General features: G+C 37.4%; 27 protein-coding genes and 1 tRNA gene. 11 read left to right on the forward strand and 17 right to left on the reverse strand.

The genetic code is table 11. The annotated features are described in order from the left end of the window. The first annotated feature begins 50 nt into the window (after positions 1 to 50). Positions 51 to 2,909 (forward strand): valine--tRNA ligase, encoded by a 2,859-nt coding sequence (locus tag A9G10_RS03125; protein ID WP_065558225.1) that lies wholly within the window; start codon positions 51 to 53, stop codon positions 2,907 to 2,909. Positions 2,910 to 3,187: 278 nt separating this feature from the next. Beyond that, positions 3,188 to 3,263 (forward strand) — tRNA-Lys (locus A9G10_RS03130). 23 nt (positions 3,264 to 3,286) lie between these two features. On the opposite strand, the gene A9G10_RS03135 is transcribed toward A9G10_RS03130, so the two are convergent. The 17 genes from A9G10_RS03135 to A9G10_RS03215 all read right to left on the reverse strand — a co-directional run bounded on the left by A9G10_RS03135 (position 3,287) and on the right by A9G10_RS03215 (position 13,218). Further along, complete coding sequence (locus tag A9G10_RS03135) at positions 3,287 to 4,333, reverse strand: tyrosine-type recombinase/integrase (protein WP_065558226.1); 1,047 nt, start codon at positions 4,331 to 4,333, stop codon at positions 3,287 to 3,289. 232 nt (positions 4,334 to 4,565) lie between these two features. Next, on the reverse strand, positions 4,566 to 4,925 hold the full coding sequence (locus A9G10_RS03140) for a hypothetical protein (protein ID WP_065558227.1): 360 nt from the start codon (positions 4,923 to 4,925) through the stop codon (positions 4,566 to 4,568). Next, on the reverse strand, positions 4,915 to 5,238 hold the full coding sequence (locus tag A9G10_RS03145; RefSeq protein ID WP_065558228.1) for a DUF3850 domain-containing protein: 324 nt from the start codon (positions 5,236 to 5,238) through the stop codon (positions 4,915 to 4,917). The genes A9G10_RS03140 and A9G10_RS03145 overlap by 11 nt, the downstream gene beginning before the upstream one ends. A gap of 12 nt (positions 5,239 to 5,250) precedes the next feature. Next, positions 5,251 to 6,168, reverse strand: coding sequence for a DNA cytosine methyltransferase (locus A9G10_RS12880; RefSeq protein ID WP_065558229.1), 918 nt, complete (start codon positions 6,166 to 6,168; stop codon positions 5,251 to 5,253). A 64-nt stretch (positions 6,169 to 6,232) separates the two neighbouring features. Beyond that, positions 6,233 to 6,625, reverse strand: a complete 393-nt coding sequence (locus tag A9G10_RS03155; protein ID WP_065558230.1) for a single-stranded DNA-binding protein — start codon at positions 6,623 to 6,625, stop codon at positions 6,233 to 6,235. Continuing rightward, positions 6,615 to 6,962 carry a hypothetical protein gene (locus tag A9G10_RS03160; RefSeq protein ID WP_065558231.1) on the reverse strand — a complete coding sequence of 116 codons (348 nt, stop codon included), beginning with the start codon at positions 6,960 to 6,962 and terminating at the stop codon, positions 6,615 to 6,617. Before A9G10_RS03160 ends, A9G10_RS03155 begins: the two co-directional genes overlap by 11 nt. A gap of 2 nt (positions 6,963 to 6,964) precedes the next feature. Continuing rightward, entirely contained in the window at positions 6,965 to 7,147 is a 183-nt protein-coding gene (locus tag A9G10_RS03165; RefSeq protein WP_065558232.1) for a hypothetical protein, read from the reverse strand. 3 nt (positions 7,148 to 7,150) lie between these two features. Then, positions 7,151 to 7,507 (reverse strand): hypothetical protein, encoded by a 357-nt coding sequence (locus A9G10_RS03170; protein ID WP_065558233.1) that lies wholly within the window; start codon positions 7,505 to 7,507, stop codon positions 7,151 to 7,153. Then, positions 7,500 to 7,691: a hypothetical protein gene (locus tag A9G10_RS03175; protein WP_065558234.1), complete on the reverse strand. Its 192-nt coding sequence runs from the start codon at positions 7,689 to 7,691 to the stop codon at positions 7,500 to 7,502. The genes A9G10_RS03170 and A9G10_RS03175 overlap by 8 nt, the downstream gene beginning before the upstream one ends. Then, the gene (locus tag A9G10_RS03180) at positions 7,684 to 8,238 is read right to left on the reverse strand and encodes a DNA N-6-adenine-methyltransferase (RefSeq protein WP_065558235.1); all 555 of its coding nucleotides are present in this window, start codon (positions 8,236 to 8,238) and stop codon (positions 7,684 to 7,686) included. The genes A9G10_RS03175 and A9G10_RS03180 overlap by 8 nt, the downstream gene beginning before the upstream one ends. A gap of 178 nt (positions 8,239 to 8,416) precedes the next feature. After that, the gene (locus A9G10_RS03185) at positions 8,417 to 9,337 is read right to left on the reverse strand and encodes a recombination-associated protein RdgC (protein ID WP_065558236.1); all 921 of its coding nucleotides are present in this window, start codon (positions 9,335 to 9,337) and stop codon (positions 8,417 to 8,419) included. A 21-nt stretch (positions 9,338 to 9,358) separates the two neighbouring features. After that, positions 9,359 to 10,000: a lambda exonuclease family protein gene (locus A9G10_RS03190; RefSeq protein WP_065558237.1), complete on the reverse strand. Its 642-nt coding sequence runs from the start codon at positions 9,998 to 10,000 to the stop codon at positions 9,359 to 9,361. Then, positions 9,975 to 10,487, reverse strand: a complete 513-nt coding sequence (locus A9G10_RS03195) for a hypothetical protein (RefSeq protein WP_065558238.1) — start codon at positions 10,485 to 10,487, stop codon at positions 9,975 to 9,977. The genes A9G10_RS03190 and A9G10_RS03195 overlap by 26 nt, the downstream gene beginning before the upstream one ends. A gap of 10 nt (positions 10,488 to 10,497) precedes the next feature. Then, entirely contained in the window at positions 10,498 to 10,782 is a 285-nt protein-coding gene (locus A9G10_RS03200) for a hypothetical protein (protein WP_065558239.1), read from the reverse strand. Between the two features lie 179 nt (positions 10,783 to 10,961). Further along, entirely contained in the window at positions 10,962 to 11,315 is a 354-nt protein-coding gene (locus A9G10_RS03205; RefSeq protein WP_143425940.1) for a hypothetical protein, read from the reverse strand. A 193-nt stretch (positions 11,316 to 11,508) separates the two neighbouring features. Continuing rightward, positions 11,509 to 11,925, reverse strand: coding sequence for a hypothetical protein (locus A9G10_RS03210; protein ID WP_065558241.1), 417 nt, complete (start codon positions 11,923 to 11,925; stop codon positions 11,509 to 11,511). A gap of 630 nt (positions 11,926 to 12,555) precedes the next feature. Further along, positions 12,556 to 13,218 (reverse strand): XRE family transcriptional regulator, encoded by a 663-nt coding sequence (locus A9G10_RS03215; protein ID WP_065558242.1) that lies wholly within the window; start codon positions 13,216 to 13,218, stop codon positions 12,556 to 12,558. Between the two features lie 118 nt (positions 13,219 to 13,336). On the opposite strand from A9G10_RS03215, the gene A9G10_RS03220 reads away from it, so the two are divergent. The 9 genes from A9G10_RS03220 (at position 13,337) to A9G10_RS12730 (ending at position 16,686) form a co-directional block, all read left to right on the forward strand. After that, complete coding sequence (locus A9G10_RS03220; protein WP_065558243.1) at positions 13,337 to 13,531, forward strand: helix-turn-helix domain-containing protein; 195 nt, start codon at positions 13,337 to 13,339, stop codon at positions 13,529 to 13,531. 2 nt (positions 13,532 to 13,533) lie between these two features. After that, positions 13,534 to 13,803 carry a hypothetical protein gene (locus tag A9G10_RS03225; protein WP_065558244.1) on the forward strand — a complete coding sequence of 90 codons (270 nt, stop codon included), beginning with the start codon at positions 13,534 to 13,536 and terminating at the stop codon, positions 13,801 to 13,803. Further along, complete coding sequence (locus A9G10_RS03230) at positions 13,790 to 13,999, forward strand: hypothetical protein (RefSeq protein WP_065558245.1); 210 nt, start codon at positions 13,790 to 13,792, stop codon at positions 13,997 to 13,999. The genes A9G10_RS03225 and A9G10_RS03230 overlap by 14 nt, the downstream gene beginning before the upstream one ends. Before the next feature lie 22 nt (positions 14,000 to 14,021). Next, on the forward strand, positions 14,022 to 14,876 hold the full coding sequence (locus A9G10_RS03235; protein ID WP_065558246.1) for a hypothetical protein: 855 nt from the start codon (positions 14,022 to 14,024) through the stop codon (positions 14,874 to 14,876). Further along, on the forward strand, positions 14,873 to 15,715 hold the full coding sequence (locus A9G10_RS03240) for an ATP-binding protein (protein WP_065558247.1): 843 nt from the start codon (positions 14,873 to 14,875) through the stop codon (positions 15,713 to 15,715). Before A9G10_RS03235 ends, A9G10_RS03240 begins: the two co-directional genes overlap by 4 nt. A gap of 180 nt (positions 15,716 to 15,895) precedes the next feature. After that, positions 15,896 to 16,108 (forward strand): hypothetical protein, encoded by a 213-nt coding sequence (locus tag A9G10_RS03245; RefSeq protein WP_065558248.1) that lies wholly within the window; start codon positions 15,896 to 15,898, stop codon positions 16,106 to 16,108. A 20-nt stretch (positions 16,109 to 16,128) separates the two neighbouring features. Further along, positions 16,129 to 16,326: a hypothetical protein gene (locus tag A9G10_RS03250; RefSeq protein WP_065558249.1), complete on the forward strand. Its 198-nt coding sequence runs from the start codon at positions 16,129 to 16,131 to the stop codon at positions 16,324 to 16,326. Further along, positions 16,326 to 16,523 (forward strand): hypothetical protein, encoded by a 198-nt coding sequence (locus A9G10_RS03255; RefSeq protein WP_065558250.1) that lies wholly within the window; start codon positions 16,326 to 16,328, stop codon positions 16,521 to 16,523. The genes A9G10_RS03250 and A9G10_RS03255 overlap by 1 nt, the downstream gene beginning before the upstream one ends. A gap of 16 nt (positions 16,524 to 16,539) precedes the next feature. Further along, positions 16,540 to 16,686 carry a hypothetical protein gene (locus A9G10_RS12730; protein ID WP_179855804.1) on the forward strand — a complete coding sequence of 49 codons (147 nt, stop codon included), beginning with the start codon at positions 16,540 to 16,542 and terminating at the stop codon, positions 16,684 to 16,686. Positions 16,687 to 17,231 lie beyond the last annotated feature (545 nt).

The raw sequence follows: 17,231 nt of genomic DNA on the forward strand, positions 1-17,231 counted from the left end.
TTGTAAAATAGTTCCATTTTTATGCCTTGAATTAGGATTAATGCATTTATATGAAAAATTCGACTTATAATCCACAAGAAATCGAACAGCCCATTTACCAACATTGGGAACAGAGCGGTTATTTTAAACCCAACGGTGATAAATCCCAGCCTAGCTATTGCATAGCGATTCCACCTCCTAATGTGACAGGTAGTTTACATATGGGACATGCGTTCCAACAAACGATTATGGATGCGTTGATCCGGTATCATCGTATGCAAGGTCATAACACATTATGGCAATCTGGTACTGACCATGCCGGTATTGCAACGCAAATGGTGGTGGAGCGTAAAATCGCCGCCGAAGAAAGTAAAACCCGTCATGATTATGGTCGTGAAACCTTTATTGAAAAAATTTGGCAATGGAAAGCCGAATCAGGGGGAAGCATTACTAAGCAAATGCGTCGTTTGGGTGATTCGGTTGATTGGGATCGAGAGCGTTTTACCATGGATGAAGGTTTATCTAATGCCGTTAAAGAGGTATTTGTAAGGCTTTATCAAGAGGATTTAATTTATCGAGGTAAACGTTTAGTAAACTGGGATCCGAAGTTACGTACAGCTATTTCAGATTTAGAAGTTGAAAATCGTGAAGTAAAAGGGTCTATGTGGCATTTGCGTTATCCCTTAGCTGACGGCGCAAAAACTGCTGATGGCAAAGACTATTTAGTGGTTGCAACTACTCGCCCCGAAACGCTATTTGGGGATACCGGTGTGGCTGTTAATCCTGAAGATCCGCGTTACAAAGATTTAATTGGTCACTATGTGATATTACCTTTTGTTAACCGTCGTATTCCGATTGTTGGTGATAAACATGCTGATATGACCAAAGGTACAGGTTGTGTAAAAATTACACCTGCGCATGATTTTAATGACTATGAAGTCGGTCGTCGACATCAATTACCGATGATCAACATTTTTACATTTGACGGTGATATTCGTGCACAAGCTGAAGTTTTTGATACCAATGGTGAAACAAGCGATATCTATTCAACTGATATTCCGTCTGAGTTCCAAAATTTAGAGCGTTTTGCAGCACGCAAAGCGGTCATTGCTGCATGTGAAGCTCAAGCCATTTTAGAAAAAATCGAACCGCATGATTTAACCATCCCTTATGGCGATCGTGGTGGCGTTGTTATCGAACCAATGTTAACTGACCAATGGTATGTTCGAGCTAAAGTGTTAGCTGAGCCAGCTATTGATGCGGTGAAAAATGGCGATATTCAATTTGTACCAAAACAGTACGAAAACATGTACTTTTCTTGGATGAATGATATTCAAGATTGGTGTATTTCACGTCAATTATGGTGGGGGCATCGTATTCCTGCTTGGTATGATCAGCAAGGTCGTGTTTATGTTGGACGCGATGAGGCAGAAGTCCGACGTGAAAATAATTTATCTGACGATATTATTTTATCTCAAGATGAAGATGTGCTTGATACGTGGTTTTCATCTGCGCTTTGGACATTCTCAACATTAGGTTGGCCAGAAAATACAGATGATTTAGCAACCTTTCATCCAACGAATGTTTTAGTTACAGGCTTTGATATCATCTTCTTCTGGGTAGCTAGAATGATCATGATGACCATGCACTTTATTAAAGATAAAAACGGCAAACCTCAAGTTCCGTTCAAAACAGTCTATGTGACAGGCTTGATTCGTGATGAAGAAGGGCAAAAAATGTCTAAATCTAAAGGAAATGTTATTGATCCTTTAGATATGATTGATGGCATATCACTTGCTGATTTACTGGAAAAACGTACGGGTAATATGATGCAACCTCAATTGGCTGAAAAAATAGCCAAACGTACGGAAAAACAGTTTCCAAACGGGATAGAAGCACATGGTACCGATGCACTACGCTTTACTTTAGCGGCGCTTGCATCAACTGGGCGTGATATCAATTGGGATTTAAAACGTTTAGAAGGTTATCGTAACTTTTGTAATAAACTTTGGAATGCTAGTCGTTATGTGCTAATGAACACCGAAGCACATGATTGTGGTTTCAAAGGTGGCGATCTGGCTTACTCATTAGCGGATAAATGGATATTAGCTGAATTTAACCAAACTGTAAAATCTTATCGTGAAGCTTTTGATACCTATCGATTTGATTTAGCTGCTAATATTTTATATGAATTTACGTGGAATCAGTTCTGTGACTGGTATTTAGAATTGACTAAATCAGTATTAGCCAATGGTGGACAATCTGAACAACGTGCTGCCCGTCATACCTTAGTCACCGTTCTTGAGGCATTATTACGACTTGCGCATCCAATTATTCCTTTTATTACAGAAGAGATTTGGCAAAGTGTTAAACCGTTAATGGCGATTGAAGCCGATACCATTATGTTACAGCCGATGCCTACATTTGACAGCAAGCATACGGATGACCAAGCCGTTGCGGATATTAACTGGATTAAAGATGTGGTTATTGCTGTTCGTAATATTCGTGCTGAGATGAATATTGCACCGAGTAAACCATTGCAACTATTGATTCGTAAAGCTTCGCCTACAGTTCATCGAATCATCAGTGATAATATCAATTTCATTGAATCGTTAGCCAGATTATCCGAAATAGTATTATTAGATGAGGGTGAAACGGGGCCATTGTCAGTAACTAAATTGGTGGATGGCGCTGAGCTATTAATGCCAATGGCTGGCTTAATTAATAAAGACGATGAATTAGCGCGTCTTGAAAAAGAGATAGCCCGTATTGACGGTGAAATAGCCCGTATTACCGGTAAATTATCAAATGCTAGTTTTGTAGATAAAGCACCGGCAGCAGTCGTTGCCAAAGAGAAAGAAAAACAACAAGGCTATATTGATGATAAAACCAAGTTGCAAGAACAATATCTTGCGATAAAAAATTTATAATCTTGCCAATAAAATCTCTCGCTAATTTAGCGAGAGATTTTTTACCTAGCTCCATTACTGCTTATCGATGATAGCTAAAATTGTATATTAACTGAGCACTATTAAGGTTGATAAAGTACCACCACTATAAAATAATATATGTTGTATTTGCAATTAAAACATATGGGCGTTAAAGTAAGAAACGATATATTAAGATTAATATCAATGTTTTACAAAAAAAATTGGTGTTGCTAATTTGCTTTTGAATTAAGTTTACTATATACTTCGAAATACTTTATGGGTTGTTAGCTCAGTCGGTAGAGCAGTTGACTCTTAATCAATTGGTCGCGGGTTCGATCCCCTCACAACCCACCATAAAGTTATGATTTATAAGTATTTTATGCTGTATGTAAAATTGTGCCGTTAATGTCAATTGTGCTTTGTGTCGCAAATGTGACATTACTGCCGTACTGTAGCAAGTGTTCGGCGTTCAAGTGGGCGTATTTTTTCACCATTTCTATCGTCTCCCATCCGCCAAGATCTTTGAGCGTATAGAGTGGTGTACCCGCTTGAACATGCCAGCTTGCCCACGTGTGACGTAAATCATGAAATGTGAAATCCTGTATACCGGACAATTCACACGCCTTATTAAAATCACGACGATCAATGTCATAAACTCGTTTTAGCGTTTCTCGCGTAAAAACATACTCACAATCATTTTTTAAACGTCGTTTTCGTATCAACGCTAATGCGTCGGAGTTTAATATCAGTGGACGCGCTTTACTGGATTTTGCATTATCATTTGTGACTGATGCTATCCTGTTAACTACATCCACATTATGCCATGTCATCGTAAAAATTTCGGTCATACGTGCACCAGTTGATAACGCAAACGAGCATACGTCTTTCATCCAGTCCAGACTTAGATTCTGAATGAGCAAAACCGCTTTTTCTCGTGTTATCCACCTAACCCGTACATTCGGCTCCTTGGATCGTGGTACATACGGGACGGCAACGATCCAGCCCGATTTGTGTGCCAATGAAAACATGCGCATTATGTCCGCTCGATATCTGTTTAATGTCGCATTGGAGACGGGCTTACCCGTTCTTTCAACTTTCACAGGTAGAGATTCACGGATTTCCTCACCTGTGATTGATGATAATTCTCGACCAGAAAAATGCTTCAAAAAATATTCAGCCCGTGACTGTTTTGTTTTGAAACTTTTTTGATCTTGACCGTCTCGTAAAAATAAAATAACCGCCTCTTCAAAAAGTCGCTCTGGTTTTTTATTTAATCTCGACATCTCCCACAACTCAGCCTTTAATCGATCATGATATTCTAACGCTTGTTTTTTGTCGGTCGTGCCAGTAGATCGCCTAATTCTTTTGCCACCCGGTGCGACGATGTCAATGTGCCATACATCGCCTCGCTTTTTAATTGACATTTTTTTACCTCCTTTTTCTTAGAGGTTAGCCGGTTGGCATTATGAATTGATTTAAACTTTTCTTCAAATTCTTTTTTATAGGCTAACCATTTGCCAACTTTTCTTTTAGATTCAGATTGAGATTCAGATTGAGACGAAAAACCGTACTCAATTTTTCGTTCATAAAGGTATGAGTACGATAATTTCGAAATTTGTGAAGCTTCTTTTAGGGTTATAATTTCCATTAATCACCTCATTTAATTGTTACTATCACACCGTTTTTTATCACCGCACGCATATCAATGCATTTAACCGGTATAATCCCGTCACCCAATTTTGTGTAAATCGGCAGAACGTCATCAATTATTTGTTGATTAATTTCACCTAAATCTATTCCAAATAAACGCTCCAGCACCCTAATAGTTGCATGTTCACTAACTATTAATTGATTATTGTGTGATAGCTCGTTGATTTTTGTTTGCGTTTCTAAAATTTCTGTTTTAATCTGGTTGTAACGTTGTTGGCAGTCCGCTAATTCCGCGCCTATAACGTCCTGTTTAGATTTTAATTTTTTTAGCTGAGTTTGATATTTTTTTAATGTGTTACTGATCACGTTCGTTCTCCTTTGCCACTGTCGCCTTATCGCGGGTTAGATTCAAAACTCGTGCAATACTCAGTATTACATAACCTTTTTGTAAATATTTTTCATCATCTAGAATGTGAGTTACACACACTCTAATAAAATTACCTGTAAACAATGATTTTTCATCGTTCCATTCTTGTAAAATCAATATATCGTTTACGTGATAATCTCTATCGTTGTAGCGTACTTCGAATTTTTTGTTGCCACTTACTACATCTCTAAAATGTTTTGGTAATATTTTCAGTTTGTGTGTTGTTTCTCTATTGTTTAATTGTTTTACCATCGTGTTCTTTCTCTAAATAACTATACTGTTCATATGTTTTAAAATGTGAGCTATAACATCAACCGTCCAGCCGTTACCCAGCATTTTATAACGCTGGGTATTGCTAACGCCTGCTGTGTAGTTGTCTGGTAATGTTTGGAGGCGTTCACACTCGATAGTTGAGTACCTGCGCGTTGATAGTGGAGCATGGACGACATCCATATCAGAATGATTTCCACCTGAATGCCCCCCGGCAGTTAAACACCCGGACTTATCCTGATTTAATTTCAAATCGCCTTTTTTTGATATTATTTGGTATGGTGAATCCCATTCCTGCCTACTGCCTACAGGCGAATTTACCCCCCCAACTCGTAGGGATTTTGATTTATCTCTAACCCGAATGCCAATCGGGCAGTCGGGTAGGTTTTGCAAAATGCTGTTTAACAAAATTTTTTTATCTGCGGGTTGTTCTACATTCCAGTTACACCAATACAATCGCTGGCGGTTTTGCGCTGATACCAACGCACTATTAATCATGACCGGCTCAACGCCTACAATTGACGTAATCACGTTTTCATACTCTTTTTTCATTCTAACGTTTTCGAGCAGAAAACTGACATCAGGATTGAGAGACTGAACGTGTGCCAATATTTCAGCAAATCTAAAAAACAACGCTGAGCGTTTGTCGTCAAATGCTAATTGTTTACCCGCGAACGAGAACCCCTGACAGGGAGAGCCCGCTAATATCAAATCAATATCGGACCAGGGAATATCCCAGTTTTCCCAGTTATTTATATCGCCAAGCCGGATTATGTCTGGGTAATTATTTTGGCTAACTTGTGTTGCGTATTTGTCAATTTCGCTAGCATAATATTTAGAGACGGGAATATCGGCACGTTCGAGCGCAACACGACCGCAACTCATGCCGTCGAATAGTGATAGTACATTCATATAAAACCTTTTTGAAAAATTAAAAAACCGCTACATGAGCGGCTGGGTTAGCAATTAAATAGAATTAAAAAGGTATATCGTCGTCGAATTCCATTGCGGGCGGTGGCGATGGTTGAGTGTTTGGTGTTTGCTGGTCCTGCTCTGCATTTACTTTTTTAGAGGTTTGGATTTGTAAAACTCGTAAACATGGTTTTGAATGGGTAACCCCCTCAGCTTGCCACTCCTCAATGTAGAACTCCCCGCTAACCGCAACTAAATCCCCCTTTTTGATATACGGAGCATAACCTTCTGCAACTTTCCCCCACATTACACATTTTATCCATGCGGTTTTTTGTTTGTCACCATACCCGGACTTAACAGGTAAACTAAACTCGCCAATCGCCGTACCGTTTTGTGTATACCGTAATGTCGCATCTTGTCCGGCGTGTCCTGTTGCTGTCAAAGTGTTAATCGCCATTGTTATTCTCCGGCTGTTGAATTGTTTGGTCTACAGAATAAGAATTTCTCTCCTTCTCCATCACCTTGTGCATCTCATTCAGCACTAAAAGAAGCGATTCTTTCAATTCATCGAGATTGTCAAAATTACATCCAGCCTCACCAATTGGTTTTAATTCCAGAACAGCATCGATTGAGTGTACTCTCTCTTTTATCTCACCCCAACAAATATCAATATCATCAATGCCGCCATTTTGCGTATATGAATCCAAGCATTCTTGAGCGTGATTTTTCGCTTCTTCTGCTGTATCGTGATATTCAACACCATTACCGTGATGGTCATAACTAAAATATTTCATAATCATTGTTCTTTGTCACTCTCCAGCAGTTGAGTTATTGGCTCTTCAGAATGAAAATTTTTAGAATTTTCTAATCCCTCCAGCATTGCGAAGAGCGCCTTTTCCTCTATAAAGTTTGAGTTACCGCGTTTATTAAACGTAAATTTGACTTCACCATTTTTATTTTCAATTTTTACAACAATCATGATTTACTCCTTTATATATATTCCGCTGTCTACGAGATTAGGGAGATTAGCATCAATCAGTTCTTGCTGGTACGCATCCTTATCTCCTACCGCTTCATATTCAGTTTTATCAATTTCAATCCTTTCTTCATTTTTTAATGAGCCAATCTGCGCATATACAACAAAAGTTATTTTGCCCTGCTTCTCAAAATTAACCTCGCTTACTTCAAACGTTGTTTCGCTGATAGCTCTTTGTGAGGATATGTAACTAAACGGCTCATCCTCTAACTGACACAATGCCGATTCTTGAGTTTCAGCTTCAATTTCAAATTGGTATTTTGCTTCTGTAGTTATTAAAAAAGTGCCTGTAAATCTAGCCATTAACCACCCCCAACATAGCTTTTATTTCCTCATAGGATTCATCGACAAATATATTTCGACCAATATTGTGATCCATAATATTTACCTGATCGAAATACTCATTAGGCGGAATAATATCCATTCCCACGCCTACGCAAATTACTATTTTTTTGCCTTTTTCTGTTACCTCAATAAATTTAGACATTATTTAAGCCTCTCTCATAATTAACTATTACATTTCCGCATTTAAACGGTACAATTAAAATTAAACATGTTTCAAAATTACAGCTATTAACTGGTTTTGTGCCGTCAGGTAATAAATACTGATAACGCCCGTCAGGAACATAAATAATGCAGTTTTGACCGTGTACGTTTTCATGCCATTGTTTGGTTATTGGAGTGTACGGCAAGACCATTAAAACCTGCTTCCCCCACTTGCTCACTTGCTCAACCGCTTTCTTAAAAAATTCCCACTTTTTGGAAAATGGCGGATTACAAAATGACGTCGTGAAAATTGGACCGGAGCAATCGGAATAATTATCCGAAAACCAATCTACATCGGATAACGCATCTTGATTTTCTAACAAGCACCAACTGCTTCTTGGTATTTGAACGCTTTCATCTGAGCAACAAACATCAATATCAAACCCTCTAGCACCGATTAGATTCAATGCGTCATCGATTAATTCTGGTGGCGTTCGCCAAAAATCTTTACTTTGTTTATCTGTTTGTGATTTGTTTATGATTGCCATATTTTAAATGTACCTCTGATGTAGTAGGGCGGGTGTCACTCTGTCGCCAACGGCGTGACTACCGTCACATGGAAACGAAAGGGGGGCTTGTATATTTCAAATTAATGGGCTAAACCCTAAGGAGGGGTCATTATGGCTAACATTAATTATCCGCGCATATACCAGACGCAAATCAAAATTACGGAATGCTAACCAGGATATTTTTTATATCCTCGATAGTTTTGGATAGTACATTCGCCATGATAAAAAAATCGGCTTCTAATTTTTTATCAAATTCATCCGCACCAATATCTTCATTTTCATCTAAAATACTAGGCTCAAATTTGATTTGTTTAAAAGTGTAGTTATTACAAAGGCTAAAATTCACACCTCTTTCATCGAAAATTTTTACTTTTGTTATCCATTTACCCGAATCAAAATGTATCATCATTTCGTCGCTGGTGATTTCTTGATTCTTGCAGCTAATAATCCCGTTCCCTTCTAGTGGGTCTTTTAATTCAGCTTGATCGCCCAATATAAAATGGGCAAATTTCAGCTTTTCCCTTGCCCAAATAGTCATGATTTGCTCAAGTGGTTTTTCAATGGATAGTGGCGTTAATGAAAGTGCAAGTGCTCCCATTTCTTTGCGTAAGATAGCTAAAATATCTTCCGCTTGTTTAAAGCTACTAGCATCAAGAATAATTCGTTTATTTATGGTATCTATCCATACCCAGTAATGCGTACATTTGCTAAATGCTCTAGCAATAAGGTCGATCTTGACTTCATCTTTTAACTTTGCCTTTTCATTTTTAGTTGGCTTTCTACCGAGTGCTTGCTCTTGTTTATCAATTTTTTCAAGTAGAGCTTGTTTGATAACGGTAGCCGGTAAAAGTTTTGTTTCTTTTTTTATACGCAATAAAAGTTGACCTTGCACATCAATGATAAAATCGTTTTGATTCTTGTCGTTATACGGTGAAACCCAACCTATTTTTTCGGTATCTAAACTACTGCAAGGGGTAAAAGGTACCGACTTGACAGCTTCTTTAAGCTTATCTCGATTAAGCAATGTGTTATTATCATTATCAATCTGATAGATAATTGCGTTTTTAAACCAAACCATAAAATTCTCCGTAAAAAACCGTCACAAGGACGGATAATGTGGTATTTCGTTGATTATTTTTTGAATAAGTCGATTAAATAATTCCCTGCGTTCTGAAAGAATTTGAAGTTCTTTTTTTACATCTTCCCTGTATATCCTATAAACAATTATTTGTGAAAGTTCAGGGAAATCGGAACAATAACTAATAAAATCGCACCATTCGCGGCTTGTGCAATCAAGGTTGCCGACAATTTGCCATTTATAAGCCGGGTCAATAGCTCCTCTTTTTAGATTTTTATAATGAACGGTATCAATTACTGATTTTATTTCGATAACACCGTCCGTACCGACTAAACCGTCAGGACTGCCACCGTAATAACCACAATCAAAAAAACCGCCATTTGTGACTTCTGTAAAATACAAATTCTCATATAACATCCTTGCGATAGGCTCTTGTGCAAGCCCTCGCTCCATATGTTGATTAGTGTAAATGTTATCTGATTTGCAATTTCTTATGCGCTCTAATGCGAGTTTAATTGCGTATTTTTTTGCTGATTCACCGAAAGCCTTAGGATAATTAGCCATTATTAAACTTAAGTTAGATGATGTAATTTTCCCAAGCCTTAAGATGTCCCATTCTTCACCATTTTGTTTTACATCATGCCATTTCGTTATTGCATTCATTGATTAGTAACTCTTGATTTTCTACTGAAATATTCATTCTTTGTAAAACTTTATCCAAATTCCCGTCCCGTTTGTAAGCGGCTTTGGCATTATTCCAACTTGGAGAATTTGGGGTTAATTCTTTCTTTATAGTGATACTGTTACAGGGCATCACTCTTAATCCTTCAGTGGTTTCACGTCCAAACTTAACTTGATTGTCAACATATATATAAACTGGAACATTTACCCAATCATCAATAAATGGTGAATTTGTAATTCTTCTTAGTTGTTTGCTATTAGTTACATTTAAAATCATAGGCTTTAAAGGCTCGCCTTTTCTAATCTCTTTTTCAATAAAATAAGCTGTATTAAATAAATCTCTTGTTTTCTTAGTTTTATCAGCTTCTAATTTTACGCAAGCTATTGTTAGATTGATTCCATCCACAACATCCGCACTACTTAGGTAAGGCGATTTAAAAGCTTTTTTAAAATGTGTTTTTTCGTTCATACTCAAACCCTTAATAATATTTATTGTTTTGTTTTTTCGTGTAGTCGGCTTTTGCTTGCGAGTAACAAATATCCGTTATAAATTTATTGTAAATATCATCATCGATGCTTTTACTTTCCAGTTTTATTTTTAGCTGCTCGATAATTTGCCAATCATTTTCATTACCAAAGTTTTTGATTAGTTTTTCAGCTCTTTTTTCAATCCATTCATCTTTGGCATCTTGTTTTTCAATATTCTTCATCATTTCGCAATAAGCTTTTTCGGATGAATTTTCTACTAATGTATTTAACAACATATTCACCTCGTAGCAATATCAAACATCCAATGAAACATCATAAATAATCCACCGAACGCTAAAATTAGGATACAAAAAAAGCTGAATATTTTTTCAGCCCTATTCAGTTCGTAATCGATATCGAATCGGTCTGCCTCATTAACGTTACAGCCGACATGGTCAATCGGTATTTTTTTCATTTATACCCCCTCAGGGCGTTTTGTTAGGGATTTTTGCCAGTCTATACCATCTGTGTTGATCGCTAATGCACATTCGCAAGCATTACCAGATTCATAAGTCCAATCGAGATCTTCTTCAAAAATAAATGGTCTATCTGTATAAAAAAACACATGACCGCCATAGTCTTTTGCTGCCCATTTCCATTTTTTATCTATCATCGCCCACATTTCGCTGCTAATTGGTAATTCATGGAGTTTGATACGGTAGATTAAATCTATACTGATAACATCATGGGTACTCGTTGACCAACCACCATCTGACCTTTGAACTTCAACATCAACCCCTTGCATTTTTGCTAATAAAATTTGAATCATGTGCTTCTGCTCTGCGTTTTTTGGTGTTAATTCATCCATTGTTCATGTCCTCGCATCTGTTTATTGTTAATAATATTCTGTAAAAAAAGCCCTCACGTAGAGGGCAAGGATTTCTAATTGAGTGCCGTCTTTCCGAGCTGTCATTATTCAAACTCAAGCGCACTTCACAATAAAAATGCGCTTTGATTTGAAATCATACCTTTGATATTGTTGAAATAATTTTTCTAATATCTTTTTTAAGGATACAAGAAGAGTCTTCATCATCCTCATACCCTAACCCATAAAAATTATCGTTATAAAAATATGTGGCAATAAAAACGCTACCGTCATTAAGCTCCAAAACATAGAAATTATTTTCAAAATCGAAGTTTAGACATTTTTTATCTCTGTCCGCCTCAATTTCTTCTTTTGTTGCGAATATCAACTCTTGCGGTATACATCCAATCGTACGACGCCCATCGCTTACGATGATTTTGCAACCACTGACGGTTTCATTAACTTCATCAACATCTAACAATGTTGATTCATTTTGCCACACTTTCTTTGTTTCACTATACGCTTCAGCTTGGTAATGTTTATTTAAAAAAACTTTATCGCCTACTCTAAACATAAAAATCACCTCATTTGTTTTAAAAATATTCTGTAAAAAAGCCCTCAATAGAGGGCAATGAAAAAAAGGAGCGCCGTCTTTCCGAGCTGTCAGTCATAAATCCGTTCAAACTAAATAATTCTCGTTGAAAATTATTTAATTTAAATAGGTGAGGTGCAGACCTTTCAGCCTGCGCGGTGGTTTACCTGCACAATTCATCCAGTCACCCACTAGGCGGAATCTCCCCTAAACCAGTAGCCGCCTCTATTTTCTGGTTGTTTTGCACTGTTCTGTATTTCCTAATTTTTAAAGAGCGATCACATAAAATTGTGATTAAAAATTTCTTCCAAAACCGCCGTACTTTCATATGCCCCGGCTAGCTACTTGAATCTTATTAACTAATTAAATAACTCGTAGTATTGTTTAATTTTGTTGTTAACTCGATTTGTTTCGATGGGTGTATAATACAACTATAATTGTATATTGTAAACAACTATAATTGTATTTTTAGTTGTTTTTATGTTTAATTGATTATTTTTTGTGCGGTTTGTGTTGCGATTATGAGGTGTGAGAGCAAAGAAAAATACAAGATTTTTATAAAATCTTGTATTTAGTGTTTTGATTTTAAATTGATTTTAACTTGATTTTAAATTATCCATGCTTCTTTAATTGCATTGATTGGCTCAACATGACTTTCCCATGTATATAAAGTTGATCGATTTCTTCTTCTGTTATGTCCCATTCTTTGTATTTTTTATTATCAGATATAACTATTAGTTTATTTTTGATTATTTGGAGGCGTTTTACATATAAACTTTTACCAAATGTAAATACATATATGCCATCACCATTAAATTCTTTTTTAGAAACATCCACATAAATTGAATCGCCACTATCGAAAGTGCCTTGCATGGAATCCCCGGAAATATTGATAATTTTTAAATTATCCGCGTCAACTCCCCTAAATAATATTTTTGCCTGTTCTGAATCGTATTCAACTAATTTAATCACCTGTTCAACATCCGAGTTTAGATAGCCAACGCCTGCGCTAGCGGTAACATCGAGAACCTCAATATAAAACGAATTCGGTTTTTTTATTAGATAATTAGAGGTATCTCCCGTACCGTATTCAAGCCATTGCGCATCGCATTTTAGTGCAATAGACAGGGGCACAATCAGGGATGTTGTTTGTTCCCCCGGTGTTTTTTCCATTTTTGCAATATTTTGTTGGGTTGTGCCAGCCAATTTGGCTAATTCAGTTTGTGTTAAATTTAATTGTGTTCGCCTTGTTTTTATTCTGTTTGCCAGATCCATTTTTATCTCCACGTTTTGGTTATTAATAGAATACAAATAATATTGTATTTGACAAACAATTGTAATTGTATATATCATACAACTGTAGATGTATTTGAATTGTATTGACGAGGGGATTATGAATATCGCAGAAAAATTAAAAAAAATTCGATTAAAACGTGGGTTAACACAACGAGAGCTCGCATCTAGAGCAGGAATTACACAACAGGCAATCAATTCTATTGAAAGAGGGCGCGTTGCTAAACCTAAATATATTGTAGAAATTGCGCAGGCATTAGGTTGCTCTCCCAAATGGTTGAGTGACGGCAAATAACCATGCAAACAACCAACCCAAAATCACAGCTAGAACGCGTTATTGCCGTCTGTAGTGACGGAGAATATCGAACGCTCGACAACATCCAGCACGAAATTAAACGGCGATTTAATCAGTTTGATACTGCGCCAGCAATTAGCGCGAGACTACGCGAAACCGGTCGTTTATTTAAACTGGGTTACGTTAAACACAAATATCACAAAACTAATGAAAATACCAAAAAAATTTGTTTTTACTATACGTTGAGGACGGTAAAAAATGGGTCCAAATGATTTTGTTTACAAAAACATAAAAAAAATTTTAGAAAACGAGGGCTACAGCAACAGAATTGCATCGGCAGCAGCTCATGCTGGCGTTGATGAATATAACAATCGAGTACAGGCAACACGGCGGGGACGAATTTTTGACGATTGTTTACGTGAGGCTCGTGAATACGCTAAAGAAAGATCAAAATCAATCCGTTATTAGGCTGTAGACCAGGAATAACACAATGAAATATTTATTTAATGAAAACCCATTAGTGATTGACCGCGAATTAGCCGTTGCTATTGGTTTAAACGAGGCTATGATTTTGCAGCAAATGCATTATTGGATTAGAAAATCTGAGCACAATATTGACGGCAAAACGTGGATTTATAACAGCATCAGCCAATGGCGCGAACAATTCCCATTCTGGAGCGAATCGACAATAAACCGAACTATTAAAAATTTAAACGAGCAGGGTTTGTTATTTATTGGTAACTATAATCGGGACAGACGAGATCGGACCCGCTGGTATTCAATTGATTACGAATCGCTCGACCGTGTAGTGAAAAATGCATTTAGTCAAATTGACGTTTGCAATTTATCAGATTGCACTGATGCAACAGATTCAACAAATGCATTTAGTCAAATTGACAAATGCAATCAGTCAAATTGCACAAATGCAATCAGTCAAAATGACCAAATGCAACCGGTCAAATTGACCGGACCATTACCAGAGATTACTACAGAGATTACTACAGAGAATAATAATAAAAAAACAAACAAAAAAAATTCGTTCGATCCGATTTCCGTGAAACCCAAAAACGTATCGCGTGAAATTTGGGTTAGTTGGATTGAATACAAAAACACCAAAAAACAAAAATTACTGCCTAAATCGTGGATTGCACAGTCCAAAATGCTGGAATCTCAGCCAGACGCTGAGGCGGTAATTAATCAATCGATCATGAACGGGTGGCAGGGATTATTCCCGTGCAAATCCTCGACAACATCCAATAAAACCACCGTGACCGCCAGTAATTTTAAAAATCTAGATTACGGTGAAACAACCGTACCTACGTGGTTTAACGAGGTGAGCCAATGAGCAGTGTTTTATTAAAATCTCTAAAACTGGCAGAGATTGACCTCGAAAACAGCGTTAACGGTTTAGGTAGATTGGACGGGGTTACGGTTGTTGAATCGGTAGGTCATTGTGAACAACATGGAGAGTACAAAAAATGGTCTAGAAAATTGGCTGTTTTGTCCTCAATAAAAACCGAAACCGTTTGTCCGAAATGCGCCAAAAACAGGGTTGATCTGATTAAACAGCAGATCGACGACGAGCTGAAACAAACCAAAAATTTAGAAATCGATCGCCTAATGTCGTTGGCAAATATTACGCCCAGATTTAAAAACTGCACGTTTGAAAATTATTATCCGCCTAACCCGTCTGCGGAGAAAAATCTACGGCTGTGTAGAGCGTTCGCCGATAAATGGCTGGACCGATTAAAAAACGGTGGCGGGATGGTAATGATCGGCTCTCCCGGTACAGGAAAAAATCATCTGGCTGTATCAATTGTCAAAACAGTGATTGAGAAACACCAACACAGTGCGGTAATAACCTCAGTAAATAAAATTATTCGGGAGTTTCGATCGACGTGGGGGAGCAACTCCGCGAAATCTGAAACCGATGTAATTAATCATTTTTCAACCCCTCAATTGTTAGTTATTGACGAGGTGGGCGTACAGTACGGGACCAACTCAGAGCAGATGATCATATTCGAGATTATTAACACTCGCTACGAACAAATGCGCCCGACAATTCTAATTAGCAACGAGACACGTGAACGACTAGCCGAAATTATCGGCGAGCGAGTAATTGACCGAATGCGGGACGGTGGAGGGGTGGAAATTGTCTTCAACTGGGAGAGTTATAGGCAGTAAAAACTGGGTGAATCATTGCAAACTGGGGCAATATCACATGCTGGACAAAATCGCCCACGACTACGTGGTAGCGATTAGAAAACCCGGCTCGAATGTCGCAAAAATTAAATACGACATGAAAACACGGGCTGAAAAATTAACAGAAATTGAACGAGAAAAATTGAGAGGTTTTATACAAAAATGGCTGAGCAAAATGAAATCCTAGTTAATATCGATTTATTACACGATGTTGCAGATAGATTAGATGAATTAATCGCTGATTATAAACAAAAATTTAACGGTTACGTAAAATGTGGGCGGTGGAATGAAAATTTAAATGATCTGATTGCAACATACAATGCTATTGCGTTGTTAATAGATAGAAAACCAATAAAAAAAATCAAAAAAACATAATGATAATGAGGATGCAAAAAATGGCAAAAAAACAAAAATATATAATCACGGCAGACGTCAAAAAAAACTGGCAGGAGTGGGGCTATATTTGGCGCTGTAGTGACGAAAAAATGACTGAAAAATCATTAATTAAATCATTAGGGGTTGTCGGGCAGGGGTTTGCTCGTAATAGAGTGCCGGTTGAGGTGCGTAATTTTCAATGTGTGAGGGTTTCGTGATGAAAAATTTTATAGTTTCTATATTTTCAGTGTTGGAGATGTTGGCAACGTTGCTAATAGTGACATTTATTACTGGGTTTGTTGTTTTTATGTCAACGGTTATTGTTGTGTTGGAGTGTTTGGCGTTTATTGTCACGTTACCAATAACGGTATTTTTGGCGTTTATTGAGTTTAATAGACGTGATAAAAACAACTAATCGATAGGCGTTAGTTATGTACAAAATTTTAGCAATTATTCTATTAATTTTTGCCTCAGTCACCAACCTATTGCCAGACGATAGGCAATTTGGGCAGGTTATTGTAGCGTTGTTAATGTCGATTATTTTCCTGTTGATGGATTTGGGCGAAAAATACAAATAAATTAGAGATTTTTACATGAAAAAAATTAACTGGTTTGACATTTTGAACGATTTAAACCGCTCCGGGATATCGGGGCGCGAGGTGGCTCGACGTTTAAACGTTAGCGCCTCAACCGTTATTTTGTGGAAAAACGGATCTACACCCAGCTACGATCGGGGGGTTAGGCTAATTGAAATGTGGGAACAATCACGGTGTTAATTTCTCTAATTTGAATGCAAAAAAAATCCCTCGCTATACGAGGGACTGATATCTGATATTAATAATTTCGCCAACGTTCGTTGTAATCTACAACTAAATTGCCTATTTTGTTCTCGACGTCAATTTTTAGGCGGTGACAGTCAGACAGTGTTACAACTATCCCCTCAGGATGCTCATAACAGGTACTCACGTCACTATCAACAGGATAGAGAGTTCCAAACCCCGCAGTATCTAGACGTGTAACGGGGTAACCATCGTTAGCGTATAGTAGCGAAACATTACCGTCTGCGTTTAATTTTCCGTAAACCTCGTTTATTTGTGTGTTCATAATTCAATCTCCATTTTTC

It is taken from the genome of Gilliamella sp. wkB308 (genome assembly GCF_001690185.1).
In the GTDB taxonomy this organism is placed as follows: Bacteria; Pseudomonadota; Gammaproteobacteria; order Enterobacterales; family Orbaceae; genus Gilliamella; species Gilliamella apicola_I.